The organism is Streptomyces sp. NPDC029044, assembly GCF_040637495.1.
Taxonomy (GTDB): Bacteria; Actinomycetota; Actinomycetes; order Streptomycetales; family Streptomycetaceae; genus Streptomyces.
In genome coordinates this window covers 199,112-214,513 of record NZ_JBEZWN010000003.1, presented here as the reverse complement: position 1 = coordinate 214,513, position 15,402 = coordinate 199,112, and the positions used below count along the sequence as shown (strand labels likewise).

General features: G+C 67.5%; 13 protein-coding genes. 8 read left to right on the top strand and 5 right to left on the bottom strand.

Translation table 11 applies throughout. From position 1 onward, the window contains the following. Positions 1–662: 662 nt before the first annotated feature. A complete protein-coding gene (locus AB0E85_RS04450) occupies positions 663–2,936 on the top strand; it encodes a transglycosylase domain-containing protein (protein WP_361922394.1) in 2,274 nt (757 codons plus the stop codon). A gap of 127 nt (positions 2,937–3,063) precedes the next feature. After that, the gene (locus AB0E85_RS04445; RefSeq protein WP_361922259.1) at positions 3,064–4,575 is read left to right on the top strand and encodes a glycosyltransferase 87 family protein; all 1,512 of its coding nucleotides are present in this window, start codon (positions 3,064–3,066) and stop codon (positions 4,573–4,575) included. Between the two features lie 102 nt (positions 4,576–4,677). On the opposite strand, the gene AB0E85_RS04440 is transcribed toward AB0E85_RS04445, so the two are convergent. From AB0E85_RS04440 to AB0E85_RS04430, 3 genes are all read right to left on the bottom strand, one after another. Beyond that, the gene (locus AB0E85_RS04440; protein WP_030847092.1) at positions 4,678–5,709 is read right to left on the bottom strand and encodes an alanine racemase; all 1,032 of its coding nucleotides are present in this window, start codon (positions 5,707–5,709) and stop codon (positions 4,678–4,680) included. A gap of 81 nt (positions 5,710–5,790) precedes the next feature. Then, on the bottom strand, positions 5,791–6,912 hold the full coding sequence (femX, locus tag AB0E85_RS04435; RefSeq protein ID WP_351631819.1) for a peptidoglycan bridge formation glycyltransferase FemX: 1,122 nt from the start codon (positions 6,910–6,912) through the stop codon (positions 5,791–5,793). A gap of 168 nt (positions 6,913–7,080) precedes the next feature. Continuing rightward, complete coding sequence (locus AB0E85_RS04430; protein ID WP_107456497.1) at positions 7,081–7,386, bottom strand: hypothetical protein; 306 nt, start codon at positions 7,384–7,386, stop codon at positions 7,081–7,083. Positions 7,387–7,649: 263 nt separating this feature from the next. Between AB0E85_RS04430 and rpsF the strand changes: the two genes are divergently transcribed. From rpsF to rplI, 4 genes are all read left to right on the top strand, one after another. Then, on the top strand, positions 7,650–7,940 hold the full coding sequence (gene rpsF / locus AB0E85_RS04425) for a 30S ribosomal protein S6 (RefSeq protein ID WP_030847098.1): 291 nt from the start codon (positions 7,650–7,652) through the stop codon (positions 7,938–7,940). 71 nt (positions 7,941–8,011) lie between these two features. After that, entirely contained in the window at positions 8,012–8,605 is a 594-nt protein-coding gene (locus AB0E85_RS04420; protein ID WP_361922256.1) for a single-stranded DNA-binding protein, read from the top strand. Positions 8,606–8,650: 45 nt separating this feature from the next. After that, a complete protein-coding gene (gene rpsR / locus AB0E85_RS04415) occupies positions 8,651–8,887 on the top strand; it encodes a 30S ribosomal protein S18 (RefSeq protein ID WP_003949403.1) in 237 nt (78 codons plus the stop codon). An 18-nt stretch (positions 8,888–8,905) separates the two neighbouring features. After that, the gene (gene rplI, locus AB0E85_RS04410; protein WP_033309881.1) at positions 8,906–9,352 is read left to right on the top strand and encodes a 50S ribosomal protein L9; all 447 of its coding nucleotides are present in this window, start codon (positions 8,906–8,908) and stop codon (positions 9,350–9,352) included. 174 nt (positions 9,353–9,526) lie between these two features. Here rplI and AB0E85_RS04405 read toward each other — a convergent pair whose 3' ends face one another. Further along, positions 9,527–10,864 carry an MATE family efflux transporter gene (locus tag AB0E85_RS04405; protein WP_361922254.1) on the bottom strand — a complete coding sequence of 446 codons (1,338 nt, stop codon included), beginning with the start codon at positions 10,862–10,864 and terminating at the stop codon, positions 9,527–9,529. Positions 10,865–11,324: 460 nt separating this feature from the next. Between AB0E85_RS04405 and dnaB the strand changes: the two genes are divergently transcribed. Beyond that, complete coding sequence (dnaB, locus tag AB0E85_RS04400) at positions 11,325–12,806, top strand: replicative DNA helicase (protein WP_361922252.1); 1,482 nt, start codon at positions 11,325–11,327, stop codon at positions 12,804–12,806. 9 nt (positions 12,807–12,815) lie between these two features. Here the strand turns inward: dnaB and AB0E85_RS04395 are convergent, their stop codons facing one another. Beyond that, positions 12,816–13,817, bottom strand: a complete 1,002-nt coding sequence (locus tag AB0E85_RS04395; RefSeq protein ID WP_361922250.1) for an RNA-binding protein — start codon at positions 13,815–13,817, stop codon at positions 12,816–12,818. A 144-nt stretch (positions 13,818–13,961) separates the two neighbouring features. Here AB0E85_RS04395 and AB0E85_RS04390 point away from each other — a divergent pair, with 144 nt between their 5' ends. After that, positions 13,962–15,347, top strand: coding sequence for a serine hydrolase domain-containing protein (locus tag AB0E85_RS04390; RefSeq protein ID WP_361922248.1), 1,386 nt, complete (start codon positions 13,962–13,964; stop codon positions 15,345–15,347). Positions 15,348–15,402: the final 55 nt, after the last annotated feature.

The following is a 15,402-nucleotide window of genomic DNA, read 5'->3' as shown; positions in this document are numbered from 1 at the left end:
TCGGGTGAACGGGGTCACATCACCGATTCATCGGATGCGAGTTGCCTGATTTGAGGTGAACTTCGGGGCTCGGCAGGTTTTGGCGGTGCGTAGTCTGTGCGCCATGCACATCACCGGGAACCGAGTGACGCCTGAGAGCGTCGTCGTCTGCGGTGTAGTACGGGTGCATGCGGGACCGATGAATGCGGAGCCGACCGCATCCGTACTTCGGGGGGACCGGAAACCAGCCGCCGTTTCCAGGCGCGCAGGGGTGCGCCTGCCCGAGGAGTAGTCGTTCGATGAGCGAGCACCGTCGCAAACCGCCGCAGCCGCAGGGAGGCGGACGTGCCGCGGCCCGACGCGGCCAGTCCGGCTCGTCCTCCGGCCGCCGCGCGGCACCGCGAGGCGCCACCGGGTCTCCGTCCGAGTCCTATGGGTCGGACTCCTACGACTCGGGGGGTGAGGAGCGTCAGTACGGCGGCCGTGCCGAGGCCCGGCGTGCGGCGCAGAGAAGTACGGGTGGAGGCCGCCGGAGAGCGGCCGAACCGACCCGAGGCGGCCGACGAGCAGGTCCCGGCGGCCCGAACGGGCCCGGCCGGGGCAGAGGACGCGTGGCCGCTGTTCCCGACAAGAAGCGGCTGATCGACTATCCGCGCGCCGGCAAGTACGGCTGGCAGCGCTGGATGCCGTCCTGGAAGCTCGTCTCGGGACTGTGTATCGGCTTCTTCGGCAGCCTGGTGGCCGTGGCGGGCATCGGCTACGCGATGGTGGGCGTCCCCAGCGAGGAGAACGCGGCGGCCCTGTCGCAGAACAACGTCTACTACTGGGAAGACGGCACCCAGATGGTCGCGGCGGGCAGCGGCCAGAACCGGCAGAACGTCACGATCGACCGGATCCCCAAAGCCATGCAGTGGGCGGTGATCTCGGCCGAGAACAAGACCTTCTACAAGGACAAGGGCGTCGACCCCATGGGTATCGCCCGCGCCCTGGCGAACATGGCCCGCGGTGGTGACACGCAGGGCGGTTCGACGATCACCCAGCAGTTCGTCAAGAACACCTACCTGACCCAGGAGCAGTCGGTCTCCCGGAAGTTCAAGGAGATGTTCATCTCCATCAAGGTGGGCACCAAGTTCAGCAAGGGGCAGATCCTCCAGGGCTACCTCAACACCTCGTACTACGGCCGAGGCGCCTACGGCATCCAGGCCGCAGCCCAGACCTACTTCGGCAAGGAAGCGGAGGACCTCAAGCCGAACGAGTGTGCCTTCCTCGCGGCTCTGCTCAAGGGCCCGACCTACTACGACCCGGCGGGCAACGAGGGCATCGACAACTCGGCGACCAAGACGGCCAACACCAAGCGCGCCAAGGCCCGTTGGAGCTGGATCCTCGAGCAGATGCACAACGACAAGAGGATCACGGACCAGCAGTACCAAGAGGCGATCAAGAACTTCCCCAAGCTCCAGGGCCGCAAGGCGTCCAAGGGCATGTCCGGCCAGATCGGGTACCTGGCGGACACGGCCAAGAAGTACGTCCTGAACCACTCCAACATCTCGGAGAAGCAGTTCGACCAGGGCGGCTACCAGATCAAGACGACCTTCAAGAAGGCCAACGTCGAGGCGCTGGCGAAGGCCGTCAAGAAGATCGAGAAGGAGAAGCTCGACCCGAAGAACCGCGAGCTGGACAAGCACGTCCAGTTCGGTGCGGCGTCGGTGAAGCCCAACGACGGCGCGATCGTCGCGCTCTACGGCGGCGCCGGGTACGAGAACGGCCACTTCAACAACAACGCGGACACATCGGGTGTCCCCGTCGGTTCGACGTGGAAGCCGTTCGTACTCGCGGCGGCGATGGAGCACGGCACGTACAAGAGCGACGGAGTCGGGGTCTCGCCGCTGAGCAAGTACAACGGCAACGACCATCTCAAGGTCAGGAAGAACGACGGCACCTACGTCCTGAAGAAGGACAACACGCCGTTCTTCCAGGAGAACGAGAGTGACTACCCCTGGGGCTACATCACCTTGCGCAAGGCGATGGAGCAGTCCGTGAACACGCCGTTCGTGCAGCTCGGCATGGACGTGGGGATGAAGAACGTGGCCGACGTGGCCGAGAAGGCCGGCATCCTGGAGGGCAGCTTCGCCGAGCTCAACGCGTCCTTCGCGCTCGGTACGTCGACTCCCAGTGCGATCCGTATGGCCGACGCCTACGCGACGTTCGCCGCAGCGGGCAAGCAGGCCGCGCCGTACTCGGTGACCAGCGTCAAGTTCAACGGTCAGGAAATCGAAGGCTTCGAGCCGCCGAGGGTCACGCGGGCGATGCCCGAGAACGTGGCCAACAACGTCACGGACACTCTGGAGAACGTCATCCAGAACGGTACGGGCACGAAGGCGCTCCCCCTGGGCCGTACGGCGGCCGGCAAGACCGGTACCACCGACGAGAACAAGTCGGCTTGGTTCGTCGGCTACACCCAGCAGCTGTCGACCTCGGTCGCGATGTTCCGTGAGGACCCCAAGAGCGCCAAGCTGCTCTCCATGAACGGCACCGCCGGTGAGAAGTCCATCCACGGTGGTGACGTGCCCACGCTGGTGTGGACCGAGTACATGAAGGCCGCACTGAAGGACAAGCCCGACCTCGGCTTCCCGGAGGCCGAGAAGATCGGTGAGATCCAGGACGCGGTGGGTGCTCCGTCGCCGACCCCGACGCCCAGTGTGGAGCCCAGCGAGACCGTGACCGAGTCTCCGAGCCCCACGCCCACGGAGAGCTCGACCCCGTCGCCGTCGCCGAGTGACACCTGTGGGTTCTTCGGCTGTGAGGAGGACGGTGGCGCGCAGAATGGCGGCACCGGTAACGGAGGCACAGACGGGGGGGCGTCCACCGAGCCCACGCCAACCGATACGAACCTGGATGGTGGCGGCAACAATAGAGGCAACGGCAACGGAGGCATCTTCGGAGGCCCTGAGGGATAACCGCCGCTGACAGATCGCCCGGCTTGGGTGTTTCACGTGAAACGCGAGGGCGTTTCACGTGAAACAGGGGCCGCCGTCCCCTTTGGGTGCGGCGGCCCTCGGCGTATTCCCAGACGCGTACGGCAGGATGTGCGGCATGCCCAGTGCAGAATCGACGCCAGCGAGCGTCCATGAGCCGGACCCGGTGCGGCCGACCAAGGAGGACGAGGTCGCCGCGGCCGGCAGCGAGCTGATCGGCGGCCCGCTCGGGCGGCGTGCCCTGCTCGGGGCGTCCTGGTGGACCCCCGTGCGGGTGATCGCGCTGGTGGCGATCGGCATGTTCGCCCTCGGACTGGTCCAGAAGGCGCCCTGCTACAACGGCGCCTGGTTCTTCGGTGCCAGCTCCCAGTACACGCATGCCTGCTACTCGGACATCCCGCACCTCTACCAGGGGCGCGGCTTCGCCGACGGGCTCGTGCCGTATTTCGACAGGCTCCCCGGCGACATGCAGTACCTGGAGTACCCGGTGCTCACCGGTGTCTTCATGGAGGTCGCCTCCTGGCTCACGCCCGGCAGCGGCACCATCCAGTTCCAGGAGCAGTGGTACTGGATGGTCAACGCCGGAATGCTCATGGTGTGTGCTGCCGTGATCGCCGTCTGCGTGACGCGTACCCACGCCCGGCGTCCCTGGGACGGTCTGCTCGTCGCCCTGGCGCCCGCCGCCGCGCTGACGGCGACCATCAACTGGGACCTGCTCGCGGTCGCTCTGACGGCCGCCGCGATGCTGATGTGGTCACGTGGCCGTTCCCTCGCCTTCGGCGTGCTGCTGGGGCTCGCCACGGCCGCCAAGCTCTACCCGTTCCTGCTCCTCGGGCCGCTGATGGTGCTGTGCTGGCGCGCGGGCAGATGGCGGGCGTTCGGGACGGCTCTGGGTGGCGCCGCCGCCGCCTGGGTCGTCGTGAACGGGCCGGTGATGCTCTTCGCGTTCGAGGGCTGGTCGAAGTTCTACACCTTCAGCCAGGAACGGGGTGTCGACTTCGGCTCCTTCTGGCTGATCATGGCCCAGAACTCGGACGACCCGCTCAGCACCGACACAGTCAACACACTGGCCACACTGCTGATGCTGGCGTGCTGTGCGGCTGTCGCAGCGCTCGCACTGACCGCCCCGCGCCGCCCGCGGTTCGCCCAGCTCGCGTTCCTGATCGTCGCAGCGTTCATCCTCACCAACAAGGTCTATTCGCCGCAGTACGTCCTGTGGCTGGTTCCGCTGGCCGCCCTCGCGCGGCCGAAGTGGCGGGACTACCTGATCTGGCAGGCCTGCGAGGTGGCGTACTTCCTGGGGATCTGGCTGTACCTCGCGTACACGACCAGTGGAGACGCTCACAAGGGGTTGCCGACCGACGGGTACCACTGGGCCATCGCCCTGCATCTGCTGGGGACGCTGTACCTGTGCGTGATGGTCGTGCGTGACATCTTCCTGCCGGAGCGGGATCCGGTGCGGCGGTCCGGTGGCGACGATCCCTCGGGCGGGGTGCTCGACGGAGCCGAGGACGTCTTCGTCCTCGGTCCGGCGGCACGTCCCCGGCGGCATGCGGCCGCCCAGTTCGACGGGCCGCCGGTCGACTGGGGCAGGCCGGGCGCTACGAGCGGTTCGCTCTGAGCGAACGGCGCGTGACGCCGCAGCCGGGACACGTCGAAGGCCGTACACGGGAAGCCGTGTACGGCCTTCTTGCTGCGTTGCGAGAGTCGACGACCCTGACGGTCAGCGGTCCATGATCCGGTCGAACTGCGTGGTGGTGTGCCGCAGATGAGCGACCAGCTCATCGCCGACCTTCGGCTCGGGCGCGTCCGCCGGCACGAACAGGATCGACACCTGCATGTGCGGTGGCTCCGCGAACCAGCGCTGCTTGCCCCCCCAGACGAACGGAGAAAGGTTCCGGTTGACCGTCGCGAGTCCGGCGCGGGCGACGCCCTTGGCGCGCGGCATGACGCCGTGCAGCGCCTTGGGGGCCTCCAGACCCACTCCGTGCGACGTACCGCCCGCCACGACCACCAGGAAGCCGTCGGAGGCCGCCTTCTGCTGCCGGTAGCCGAAACGGTCGCCCTTGGCGACGCGCGTGACGTCCAGGACCGCCCCGCGGTACTCCGTGGCGTCGTGGTCCCCCAGCCACAGCCGCGTGCCGATGCGGGCCCGGAAGCGGGTCTGCGGGAACTGCTGCTGAAGCCGGGCGAGTTCCTCGGCCTTGAGGTGGCTGACGAACATGGTGTGCAGGGGCAGCCGGGCGGCACGCAGCCGGTCCATCCAGCCGATGACCTCCTCGACGGCGTCCGAGCCGTCGGTGCGGTCCAGCGGCAGGTGGATGGCGAAGCCCTCCAGACGGACGTTCTCGATGGCCGCGTGCAACTGCGCCAGGTCCTGCTCGCTGATGCCGTGCCGCTTCATCGAGGACATCACCTCGATCACCACACGGGCACCGACCAGGCCGTACACACCGTCTATCGACGAGACGGAGCGGATGACCCGGTCCGGCAGCGGTACCGGCTCTTCGCCCCGCCGGTACGGCGTCAGCACCAGCAGGTCCCCGCCGAACCAGTCCTTGATCCGGGCGGCCTCGTACGTCGTACCGACGGCGAGGACGTCCGAGCCAAGCCGTGTGGCCTCCTCCGCCAGCCGCTCGTGTCCGAAGCCGTAGCCGTTGCCCTTGCAGACCGGTACGAGACCCGGGAACTGCTCCTGCACGTGCTTGTGGTGCGCACGCCAGCGCGCGGTGTCGACGTAGAGCGTGAGCGCCATGGCCGGACCTGGAACCTTTCTCGCGGTGCCGTGTATCGGCGGTTGCCGTGTATCAGGGGTATAGAAGCACTGAACGGGACATCAGCGGCGCGACATGTAGATGTCGAGCGCCTTGTGGAGCAGCTTGTTCAGGGGGAAGTCCCACTCGCCGAGGTATTCGGCCGCCTGGCCGCCGGTACCCACCTTGAACTGGATCAGGCCGAAGAGGTGGTCGGTCTCGTCCAGCGAGTCGGAGATGCCGCGCAGGTCGTAGACGGTGGCGCCGAGCGCGTAGGCGTCGCGCAGCATCCGCCACTGCATCGCGTTCGAGGGCCGGACCTCGCGACCGATGTTGTCGGAGGCACCGTAGGAGTACCAGACGTGCCCGCCGACGATCAGCATCGTGGCGGCCGACAGGTTCACGCCGTTGTGCCGCGCGAAGTACAGCCGCATGCGGTTGGGGTCCTCGGTGTTGAGGGCCGTCCACATGCGCTGGAAGTACGACAGCGGGCGCGGCCGGAAATGGTCGCGCACGGCCGTGATCTCGTACAGCCGCTGCCATTCCTCAAGGTCCTGGTAGCCGCCCTGGACGACCTCCACGCCGGCCTTCTCGGCCTTCTTGATGTTGCGGCGCCACAGCTGGTTGAAGTTCTTGTGGACCTCTTCCAGGGAGCGGTTCGCCAGCGGCACCTGGTACACGTAGCGGGGCTGGACGTCCCCGAAGCCGGCGCCGCCGTCCTCGCCCTGCTGCCAGCCCATGCGGCGCAGCTTGTCGGCCACCTCGAAGGCGCGCGGCTCGATGTGGTCGGCCTCGATGTCACGCAGCCGCTTCACGTCCGGGTTCTGGATGCCCGCCTTGATGGAGGGGGCTTCCCAGCGCCGGATGATCACCGGCGGGCCCATCTTCACGGAGAAGGCGCCCTGCTGCTTGAGGTGGGCCAGCATCGGTTCGAGCCATTCCTGCAGGTTCGGCGCGAACCAGTTGATGACCGGGCCCTCGGGCAGGTAGGCGAGGTAGCGCTTGATCTTGGGGAGCTGCCGGTAGAGGACCAGGCCGGCACCGACCATCTCGCCGGTGCGGTCGTCGAACCAGCCGAGGTTCTCGGAGCGCCACTCCGCCTTGACGTCAGCCCAGGCCGGGACCTGCATGTGGCTCGCCGACGGCAGGCTCTGGATGTAGGCCAGATGCTGCTCGCGACTGATGGTCCTCAGGGTCAGGCTCATTTAGGGGCGCTCCTCGGGCTGGTGTGTCCCCATGGGTACAGGGGCTCCGGCTCTCGCGCGAAGCCTACTGCGCCTTGGGAGCGCGCCGGTTGGGCGTACGGGACCTTCGCCCCGGCCCGAGGTCGGCCGGGGCGTGATCCGGTGTTCAGCTGAGGGGGTGTCCTGGCGTCAGCCGATGAGACCGCCGTGCGCCATGCCCAGGAAGAAACCGACCCCCGATGCGCCCAGGCCGAGGATCAGGCCGAAGCGTTCCCGGGTCGTCTCCGAGATCCACTGGCCGTACGCACCCGTGAGGATGCCCACCAGGCCGGCCCAGGAGCTGAGCAGGTGGAGGTCTTCGTCGATGATCGCCGTGAGGAACGACAAGAGGCCCAGGACCAGGGTCACCGCGAGCAGGGTGTCCTGGAGGGGGTGGGGTTTGCCGTCCGTGGCGAAGAGACCGCCGGCGGTGTTGGGTCGCAATGCCTGTGCCATAGGGCACCTCCTGCGAAAGGCGGCGCATCGTAGCGCCATACACACCCGATGTGTACAGATTGGCTGCCCCGGCGGCCGGATTTCAACCGCAAGCCGCTGTGCGGGTACTCTGTACCGTCCGCACCGGTGTCTGCCCATGTCACGGCAGGGGCTTCTCTCCAGAACCCCGATTGTCAGTGGTGGCCGATACCGTTGCCTACGCATCACAACCCTCCTGCCACGGAACGACCGTGGCCGCTGAGTCCAAAGGAGGTGGGTTCCACATGCGTCACTACGAGGTGATGGTCATCCTCGACCCCGAGGTCGAGGAGCGCGCTGTCTCTCCGTTGATCGAGAACTTCCTCTCTGTCGTCCGTGACGGCGGCGGAAAGGTCGAGAAGGTCGACACCTGGGGCCGTCGTCGTCTCGCGTACGAGATCAAGAAGAAGCCCGAGGGCATCTACTCGGTCATCGACCTGCAGGCCGAGCCTGCGGTCGTCAAGGAGCTCGACCGCCAGATGAACCTGAACGAGTCGGTCCTCCGGACCAAGGTCCTCCGCCCCGAGACCCACTGAGCTTCCCAGCTCAGCTGATCCCGGGATTCGAGTAGCAAGCAGCCAGAGCAAACCCGCCGAGAGGTTCCCCCATGGCAGGCGAGACCGTCATCACGGTCGTCGGCAATCTTGTCGACGACCCCGAGCTGCGCTTCACCCCCTCCGGTGCGGCGGTCGCGAAGTTCCGTGTCGCGTCCACCCCCCGCACCTTCGACCGCCAGACGAACGAGTGGAAGGACGGCGAGAGCCTCTTCCTGACCTGCTCGGTCTGGCGTCAGGCGGCGGAGAACGTCGCCGAGTCGCTCCAGCGAGGCATGCGCGTCATCGTGCAGGGCCGGCTGAAGCAGCGGTCCTACGAGGACCGTGAGGGTGTCAAGCGCACGGTCTACGAGCTGGACGTCGAAGAAGTCGGCGCCAGCCTGCGCAACGCCACGGCCAAGGTCACCAAGACCACCGGCCGTGGTGGACAGGGTGGCCAGGGTGGCTACGGCGGCGGTGGCGGCGCCCAGGGTGGCGGCGGCTGGGGCGGCGGCCCCGGTGGCGGTCAGCAGGGCGGCGGCGCTCCCGCCGACGACCCGTGGGCGACCGGCGCTCCCGCCGGTGGCAACCAGGGCGGTGGCGGCGGCTGGGGTGGAAACTCCGGCGGCGGCGGTGGCGGCGGCTACTCGGACGAGCCCCCCTTCTAAGGGCGGGTTCGCACCCACACTTCTTGATCACACAGGAGAAACACCATGGCGAAGCCGCCTGTGCGCAAGCCGAAGAAGAAGGTCTGCGCATTCTGCAAGGACAAGGTCACGTACGTGGACTACAAGGACACGAACATGCTGCGGAAGTTCATTTCCGACCGCGGCAAGATCCGTGCCCGCCGCGTGACCGGCAACTGCACGCAGCACCAGCGTGACGTCGCCACGGCCGTGAAGAACAGCCGTGAGATGGCGCTGCTGCCCTACACCTCCACCGCGCGATAAGGGAAGGGTGACCGACTCATGAAGATCATCCTCACCCACGAGGTCTCCGGCCTCGGTGCCGCGGGCGACGTCGTCGACGTCAAGGACGGTTACGCTCGCAACTACCTGATCCCGCGGAAGTTCGCTATCCGCTGGACCAAGGGTGGCGAGAAGGACGTCGAGCAGATCCGTCGTGCTCGCAAGATCCACGAGATCCAGACCATCGAGCAGGCCAACGCTGTGAAGGCCCAGCTCGAGGGCGTCAAGGTCCGTCTGGCCGTTCGCTCCGGCGACGCCGGTCGTCTCTTCGGCTCCGTCACCCCGGCCGACATCGCTTCCGCGATCAAGGCCTCCGGTGGCCCCGAGGTCGACAAGCGCCGCATCGAGCTCGGCTCGCCGATCAAGACGCTGGGCGCTCACGAGACGTCCGTGCGTCTGCACCCCGAGGTTGCCGCGAAGGTGAACATCGAGGTCGTCGCGGCCTGAGTGCCGCGTGCGCTGAAGCAGTAAGCCATGGGGCCGCACCCTCCGGGGTGCGGCCCCATGCGTGTCTCTCGGATTGGTGCCTCCCGAACAGCACGCGGTGTTTCACGTGAAACACCGCCTTCTGTGGAGCACACCGTGTTTCACGTGAAACAGGCAGCGTTTCACGTGAAACGGTCAGCGGGTCGCGCCCGTTACGATCCAGCGGCCCGAGCGGGTGCGAAGCCACAGGGTCAGCATGCGCACCGTCATCATCAGCGTCATCGTGGCCCAGAGGGCGGTGAGACCACCGCCCAGTACCGGGACCAGCAGAGCGACCGGCGTGAAGACCGCCAGAGTGATCAGCATGGCCCAGGCCAGATAAGGGCCGTCGCCGGCACCCATGAGGACTCCGTCCAGGACGAAGACGATGCCGGAAATGGGCTGAGAGAGAGCGACGATGATCAGGGCGGGCAGTGCCACATCCTTGACCGCCGGGTCGCTGGTGAACAGGGGCAAAAACGCCGGTCGGCTGATGACCACCAGAACCCCGAGAACGACCCCGACGGCGATGCCCCACTCGACCATGCGACGGCAGGCGTCCCGGGCGCCCTGGGCGTCACCGGCTCCGAGGTAGCGACCGATGATGGCCTGCCCAGCGATGGCGATGGCGTCGAGGGCGAAGGCCAGCAGGCTCCACAGGGAGAGGATGATCTGGTGGGCGGCGATGTCGGCATCACCTAGACGGGCGGCGACCGCCGTGGCGATCATCAGGATCGCCCGCAGCGACAGGGTGCGCACCAGCAGGGGCACACCGGCTTGCGCGGACGCCCTGATCCCGGCGGCGTCCGGGCGCAGCGAGGCACCATGCTTGCGCGCTCCTCGCAGAACCACCACGAGGTAGACCGCGGCCATGCCGCACTGGGCGATGACGGTGCCCCACGCGGAACCGGCGATCCCCAGATCGGCGCCGTAGACGAGCCCGGCGTTGAGGGCGCCGTTGGCGACGAAGCCGGCGATGGCGACGTAGAGCGGAGTCCTGGTGTCCTGCAGGCCGCGCAGGACCCCGGTGGCGGCGAGGACCACGAGCATGGCCGGTATGCCGAGGACGGAGATGCGCAGGTAGGTGATCGCGTAGGGGGCTGCCGCGTCCGAGGCACCGAAGAGGTCCACGAGATGGGGTGCTGTCGGCAGCGCGACGGCGACCACGACAGCACCGAGAAGCAGAGCAAGCCAGATACCGTCCATGCCTTGCCGGATGGCGGCCTGAAGGTCTCCTGCTCCGACGCGGCGGGCAACCGCGGCCGTCGTGGCGTAGGCGAGGAAGACGAAGACACTCACGGCGGTCATCAGCAGGGCCGAGGCGATGCCGAGACCGGCGAGTTGGGCGGTGCCCAGGTGGCCCACGATGGCGGTGTCGGCCATGAGGAAGAGGGGCTCGGCGACGAGGGCACCGAAGGCGGGCACGGCCAGCGCGACGATCTCTCGGTCGTGCTGTCTCCGGCCGGTTCGGCGGCGCGCGGGGGCCTGTGTCATGTGCACCAATCTAATCGTCCACAGGTAAGAGATGCAAAGCTTTCGTGCCCCTTACTTTCCGTCCTGGGGTGCGCACTGCTGTGCACTGTTCGAGGCGATCTTGGGCCGGTTGGGAAAGTTTTTCTTCTGCACAGCCGGTGGACGACAAAGATGCAGGTCAGATTGGTTCCGCTGGTGAGGATCGCTGCTTGTTCACAGGCCTGTCCACCGGGTCGTGCACAGGTTTCGCGGAGTTCTCCACAGCATCTGGGCCGTCGTCCACATGGCCTGTGGATAACCAGATTGGCTGACGGTGCCGACAGGCCTACGGTGGTCCGGCGCCCGCTCCGTCCGCCGGTTTTCAAAACGCCACAAAACCGGCGTGTGCCAACCGGAGTTGGGCCTCTTATTTGTCAGTGCCGTGCCGTAGAACAGAGGGGCACGGCTAGGTCTGCTTCGGCGGACGGGAGGAGGTGGCTCGGTGAGCATTTCCGAGCCCTTGGACGATCCATGGGCCGACAGCGGTCCCAGTGATCGTCTGCCCGCCTCCCGCCGACGTGGTGACGGAGCTCGCGGCCGCGACGAACAGCACGAGCGTGGCAGGGACAACGGGACGTGGGACGGCGGATCGGCTCCGTCCTTCGAGCGGGTACCGCCGCAGGACATCGACGCGGAGCAGTCCGTCCTCGGCGGCATGCTCCTGTCCAAGGACGCCATCGCCGACGTCGTCGAGATCCTCAAAGGCCACGACTTCTACAAACCGGCCCACGAGACGATCTACCAGGCCGTTCTCGACGTCTACGCCAAGGGCGAGCCGGCCGACCCCATCACGATCGCGGCCGAGCTCACCAAACGCGGCGAGATCAACAAGGTCGGCGGAGCCTCGTATCTGCACACCCTCGTCCAGACGGTGCCCACGGCCGCCAACGCGGCGTACTACGCGGAGATCGTCCACGAGCGGGCCGTCCTGCGCCGACTGGTCGAGGCCGGTACGCGCATCACCCAGATGGGATACGCGGCCGACGACGACGTAGACGAGATCGTCAACCGCGCTCAGGCAGAGGTCTACGCGGTCACCGAGCAGCGCACCAGCGAGGACTACCTGCCGCTCGGCGACATCATGGAGGGCGCCCTCGACGAGATCGAGGCGATCGGCTCCCGCAGTGGCGAGATGACGGGCGTTCCCACGGGGTTCACCGACCTCGATTCCCTCACCAACGGTCTGCACCCGGGGCAGATGATCGTCATCGCGGCCCGTCCCGCCATGGGTAAGTCGACGCTCGCTCTGGACTTCGCCCGGGCCGCGTCGATCAAGCACAACCTGCCGAGCGTCATCTTCTCCCTGGAAATGGGGCGCAACGAGATCGCGATGCGTCTGCTGTCCGCGGAGGCCCGCGTCGCCCTGCATCACATGCGGTCCGGCACCATGACGGACGACGACTGGACACGCCTGGCGCGCCGGATGCCCGAGGTCTCGTCCGCACCGCTCTACATCGACGACTCCCCGAACCTGTCGATGATGGAGATTCGCGCGAAGTGCCGTCGGCTGAAGCAGCGCAACGACATCAAGCTCGTGATCATCGACTATCTGCAGCTGATGCAGGCCGGCGGTTCCAAGCGCTCCGAGAGCCGGCAGCAGGAGGTCTCGGACATGTCCCGGAACCTCAAGCTCCTGGCGAAGGAGCTGGAGGTTCCGGTGATCGCGCTCTCCCAGCTCAACCGTGGTCCCGAGCAGCGCACGGACAAGAAGCCGATGGTGTCCGACCTGCGTGAGTCGGGTTCCATCGAGCAGGACGCCGACATGGTGATCCTCCTGCACCGTGAGGACGCGTACGAGAAGGAGTCGCCGCGCGCGGGCGAGGCGGACATCATCGTGGGCAAGCACCGTAACGGCCCGACGGCGACGATCACGGTCGCCTTCCAGGGACACTACTCACGGTTCGTGGACATGGCGCAGACCTGATCCGCCTCCCTACGGCCGGCGGCGTGCCCCATCGTGGTCGCTCGGCGTCGGCTCGGTCCTCCAACGGGCCCGCAGGACTCCGTCGTCGTCGGTCATGACTGCCGCGGACAGGGGCACACGCTCACCCACATAGACGGACAGGAGTGCGGCAGCGCGGGCACGGGACATCCGGGCGGTCAGCTCCGGGAACGTGTCCTCGTCGGCTATGGTGCTGCAGATGACGCCCTCTTCGTCCTGCCACACCCCCTCGACGAGGCCATCTGCGGGAACGGCCCTGAGGACGGCGGCGATGTCGGAGGACAGGGGTGGCCAGACCGCGATCCGAGCCCGGGGTGTCAGCCCAGCGCGGACCAGGTCGAGGGTGTCGCCGGTGAGATGGTGCCACCGTGAGGCACCTTCGAGATACGTCTCTTCCAGGATTCCTGCCTGGCCGGCGACGACTGCCCTGTGCAGGTCGGCCCAGAAGTCATCATCTGCAGGACGCTGGATGTACTGCTCTTGCTCCTCGGCTTCGAAGGCGTAGGGGGAGGAGTCCGTACGTTCTGCGAACAGCCCGAGTTCGCGGGTGACGGCCAGTGCCTCCTCGCAAACCCGGCTGCTGCTGATGTAGAGGTACTGGTCCCATCCCACGTGGACCGCGAACCTGCCCTCCGCCTCCAGCCGGCACCAGGCACCGTTGTCACGCAGCATGACCCGGACCAGCTCCAGTGCGCTGTGGAGGGGCACCTGTGCCCCGTCGTGAAAACCGGCCAGGCCGGACGGGAAGAGTGCTTCCAGCCCGAAACCGTCCATCGCGGGCCCGGCACCGAAGTGCGCGAGGGAGGGAACCTGAGGCTCGCGCACGGCCAGGTGATCGATGCCAGTGTCCGCGGCGAATGCGGCGACCGCCCGCAGATATGCTGCCTCGACCTCGCCGTGGTCGCTGACGGTGTCCTCAGGACCGGAGTAGCGGCCCTGTGTGTCGCGGTCGGCGGGGTCGTACTTGGTGATGCGGTACACGTAGGTCAGCACGGCCTCATCCTTCCGCACAGGCCCGCCTCCGCCTGCTGGACGCGATGTTCTGTGCCACCGGTCGCGCGAGCCCAGGCCCGACCTTGAAGGCTCCGGCCCTGAATGTGCTCGACGAGGGGATGTCCGGCCGGGTGGACTGGGCTCATGACGACATCTCAGGGAGAACTGCTTCCCGGTACCCGTCGCGCTCTGTTGCACCGGATCGCCGTTGCGCAGGCTGAAGGGCGGGCTCCGTCGCTCGTCGCGGCCGTCGTGCGGGACGGGACGACGGTGTGGGCGGGTGCGCGGACTTCGGTGGAAGGGCACGCGCCGGACGAGAACGTGCAGTACCGGATCGGTTCGATCACCAAGACCTTCACAGCCGTCCTCGTCCTGCGACTTCGCGACGAGGGCGCCTTGGATCTGGGGGATCCGCTCGAGAAGCATCTGCCGGGCACCGGCGTGGGGGAGGCGACCATCGCCGAACTCCTGGCGCACACAGGAGGGCTGGCGGCCGAGACGCCGGGACCATGGTGGGAGCGGAGCCCCGGATCCCTGCGGCCCGAACTCGCCGACGTTCTGGGTGAGCGGCCCCTCCTGGCTCCGCCCGGCCGCCGGTTCCACTACTCGAACCCGGGATACGCATTGCTCGGCGCACTCATCGAGAAGCTCCGCGGGGCCCCTTGGGAGGAGGTCCTTCGGCGTGAAGTGCTCGAACCTCTGGGCCTGCATCGCACGAGTGCGCTGCCTCAGGCGCCCCATGCGGGTGGCTGGGCCGTGCACCCCTGGGCCGATGTGATGCTTCCCGAGCCCATCGAGGATCTGGGGCGCATGGCTCCGGCCGGTCAACTCTGGTCGACGACCGGTGACCTGGCGCGGTTCGCGGTCTTCCTCGTCCAGGGCGACGAGCGGGTGCTGAGCGCCGCGTCGCTGCGGGAGATGAGGACACCGGCCGCGCCCCACGAGGCGGCGGACGTGGCGGGCGGTTACGCCTACTGTCTGGGCATGGAGATCCGGCGGCGGAACGGCCGGTCCCTCGTCGGCCACACCGGCTCGCTGCCCGGGTTCCTCGCGTGCCTCATGATCAGCGTCGATGACGACGTGGCGGCGATCGTCATGGCCAACTCCACTTCCGGGCCGCTGCTGTTCCCGGTCGCCGCTGACCTGGTTCGCATCGTGGCCGAGGCGGAGCCGAGCATCCCGGCACCGTGGAAGCCGCTGGCTGATCTCGACCCGTCGCTGCTGGAGCTGACGGGGCAGTGGTACTGGGGGACGCACGCCTTCGCTCTGCGGCTGACGGCCGACGGACTGGTCTCACTGGGGCCGCTGTCCGGTGCCGGGCGCCGCTCACGGTTCCGTTCGAACGGCGACGGCACCTGGACGGGGCTGGAGGGCTACTACGCCGGCGAGCTCCTGAAGGCCGTACGGCGGCCGGACGGGTCCGTGGGCCATCTGGACCTCGGCTCGTTCGTGTTCACGCGTCAGCCGTACGACGAGGGGGCTCCCGTGCCGGGCGGGGTCGATCCCGGGGGATGGCGCGGTATCGGTTAGGCGGTGACATGTCTGGGCGCTGTGTTTCACGTGAAACACGGCACCCAGACATGCC

What these genes read in the sequence shown, in the direction of transcription:
- AB0E85_RS04450 (WP_361922394.1), top strand. Translation starts at nt 663, where the DNA reads ATGCCGTCCTGGAAGCTCGTCTCGGGACTGTGTATCGGCTTCTTCGGC.
- AB0E85_RS04445 (WP_361922259.1), top strand. Translation starts at nt 3,064, where the DNA reads ATGTGCGGCATGCCCAGTGCAGAATCGACGCCAGCGAGCGTCCATGAG.
- AB0E85_RS04440 (WP_030847092.1), bottom strand. Translation starts at nt 5,709, where the DNA reads ATGGCGCTCACGCTCTACGTCGACACCGCGCGCTGGCGTGCGCACCAC.
- femX (WP_351631819.1), bottom strand. Translation starts at nt 6,912, where the DNA reads ATGAGCCTGACCCTGAGGACCATCAGTCGCGAGCAGCATCTGGCCTAC.
- AB0E85_RS04430 (WP_107456497.1), bottom strand. Translation starts at nt 7,386, where the DNA reads ATGGCACAGGCATTGCGACCCAACACCGCCGGCGGTCTCTTCGCCACG.
- rpsF (WP_030847098.1), top strand. Translation starts at nt 7,650, where the DNA reads ATGCGTCACTACGAGGTGATGGTCATCCTCGACCCCGAGGTCGAGGAG.
- AB0E85_RS04420 (WP_361922256.1), top strand. Translation starts at nt 8,012, where the DNA reads ATGGCAGGCGAGACCGTCATCACGGTCGTCGGCAATCTTGTCGACGAC.
- rpsR (WP_003949403.1), top strand. Translation starts at nt 8,651, where the DNA reads ATGGCGAAGCCGCCTGTGCGCAAGCCGAAGAAGAAGGTCTGCGCATTC.
- rplI (WP_033309881.1), top strand. Translation starts at nt 8,906, where the DNA reads ATGAAGATCATCCTCACCCACGAGGTCTCCGGCCTCGGTGCCGCGGGC.
- AB0E85_RS04405 (WP_361922254.1), bottom strand. Translation starts at nt 10,864, where the DNA reads ATGACACAGGCCCCCGCGCGCCGCCGAACCGGCCGGAGACAGCACGAC.
- AB0E85_RS04390 (WP_361922248.1), top strand. Translation starts at nt 13,962, where the DNA reads ATGACGACATCTCAGGGAGAACTGCTTCCCGGTACCCGTCGCGCTCTG.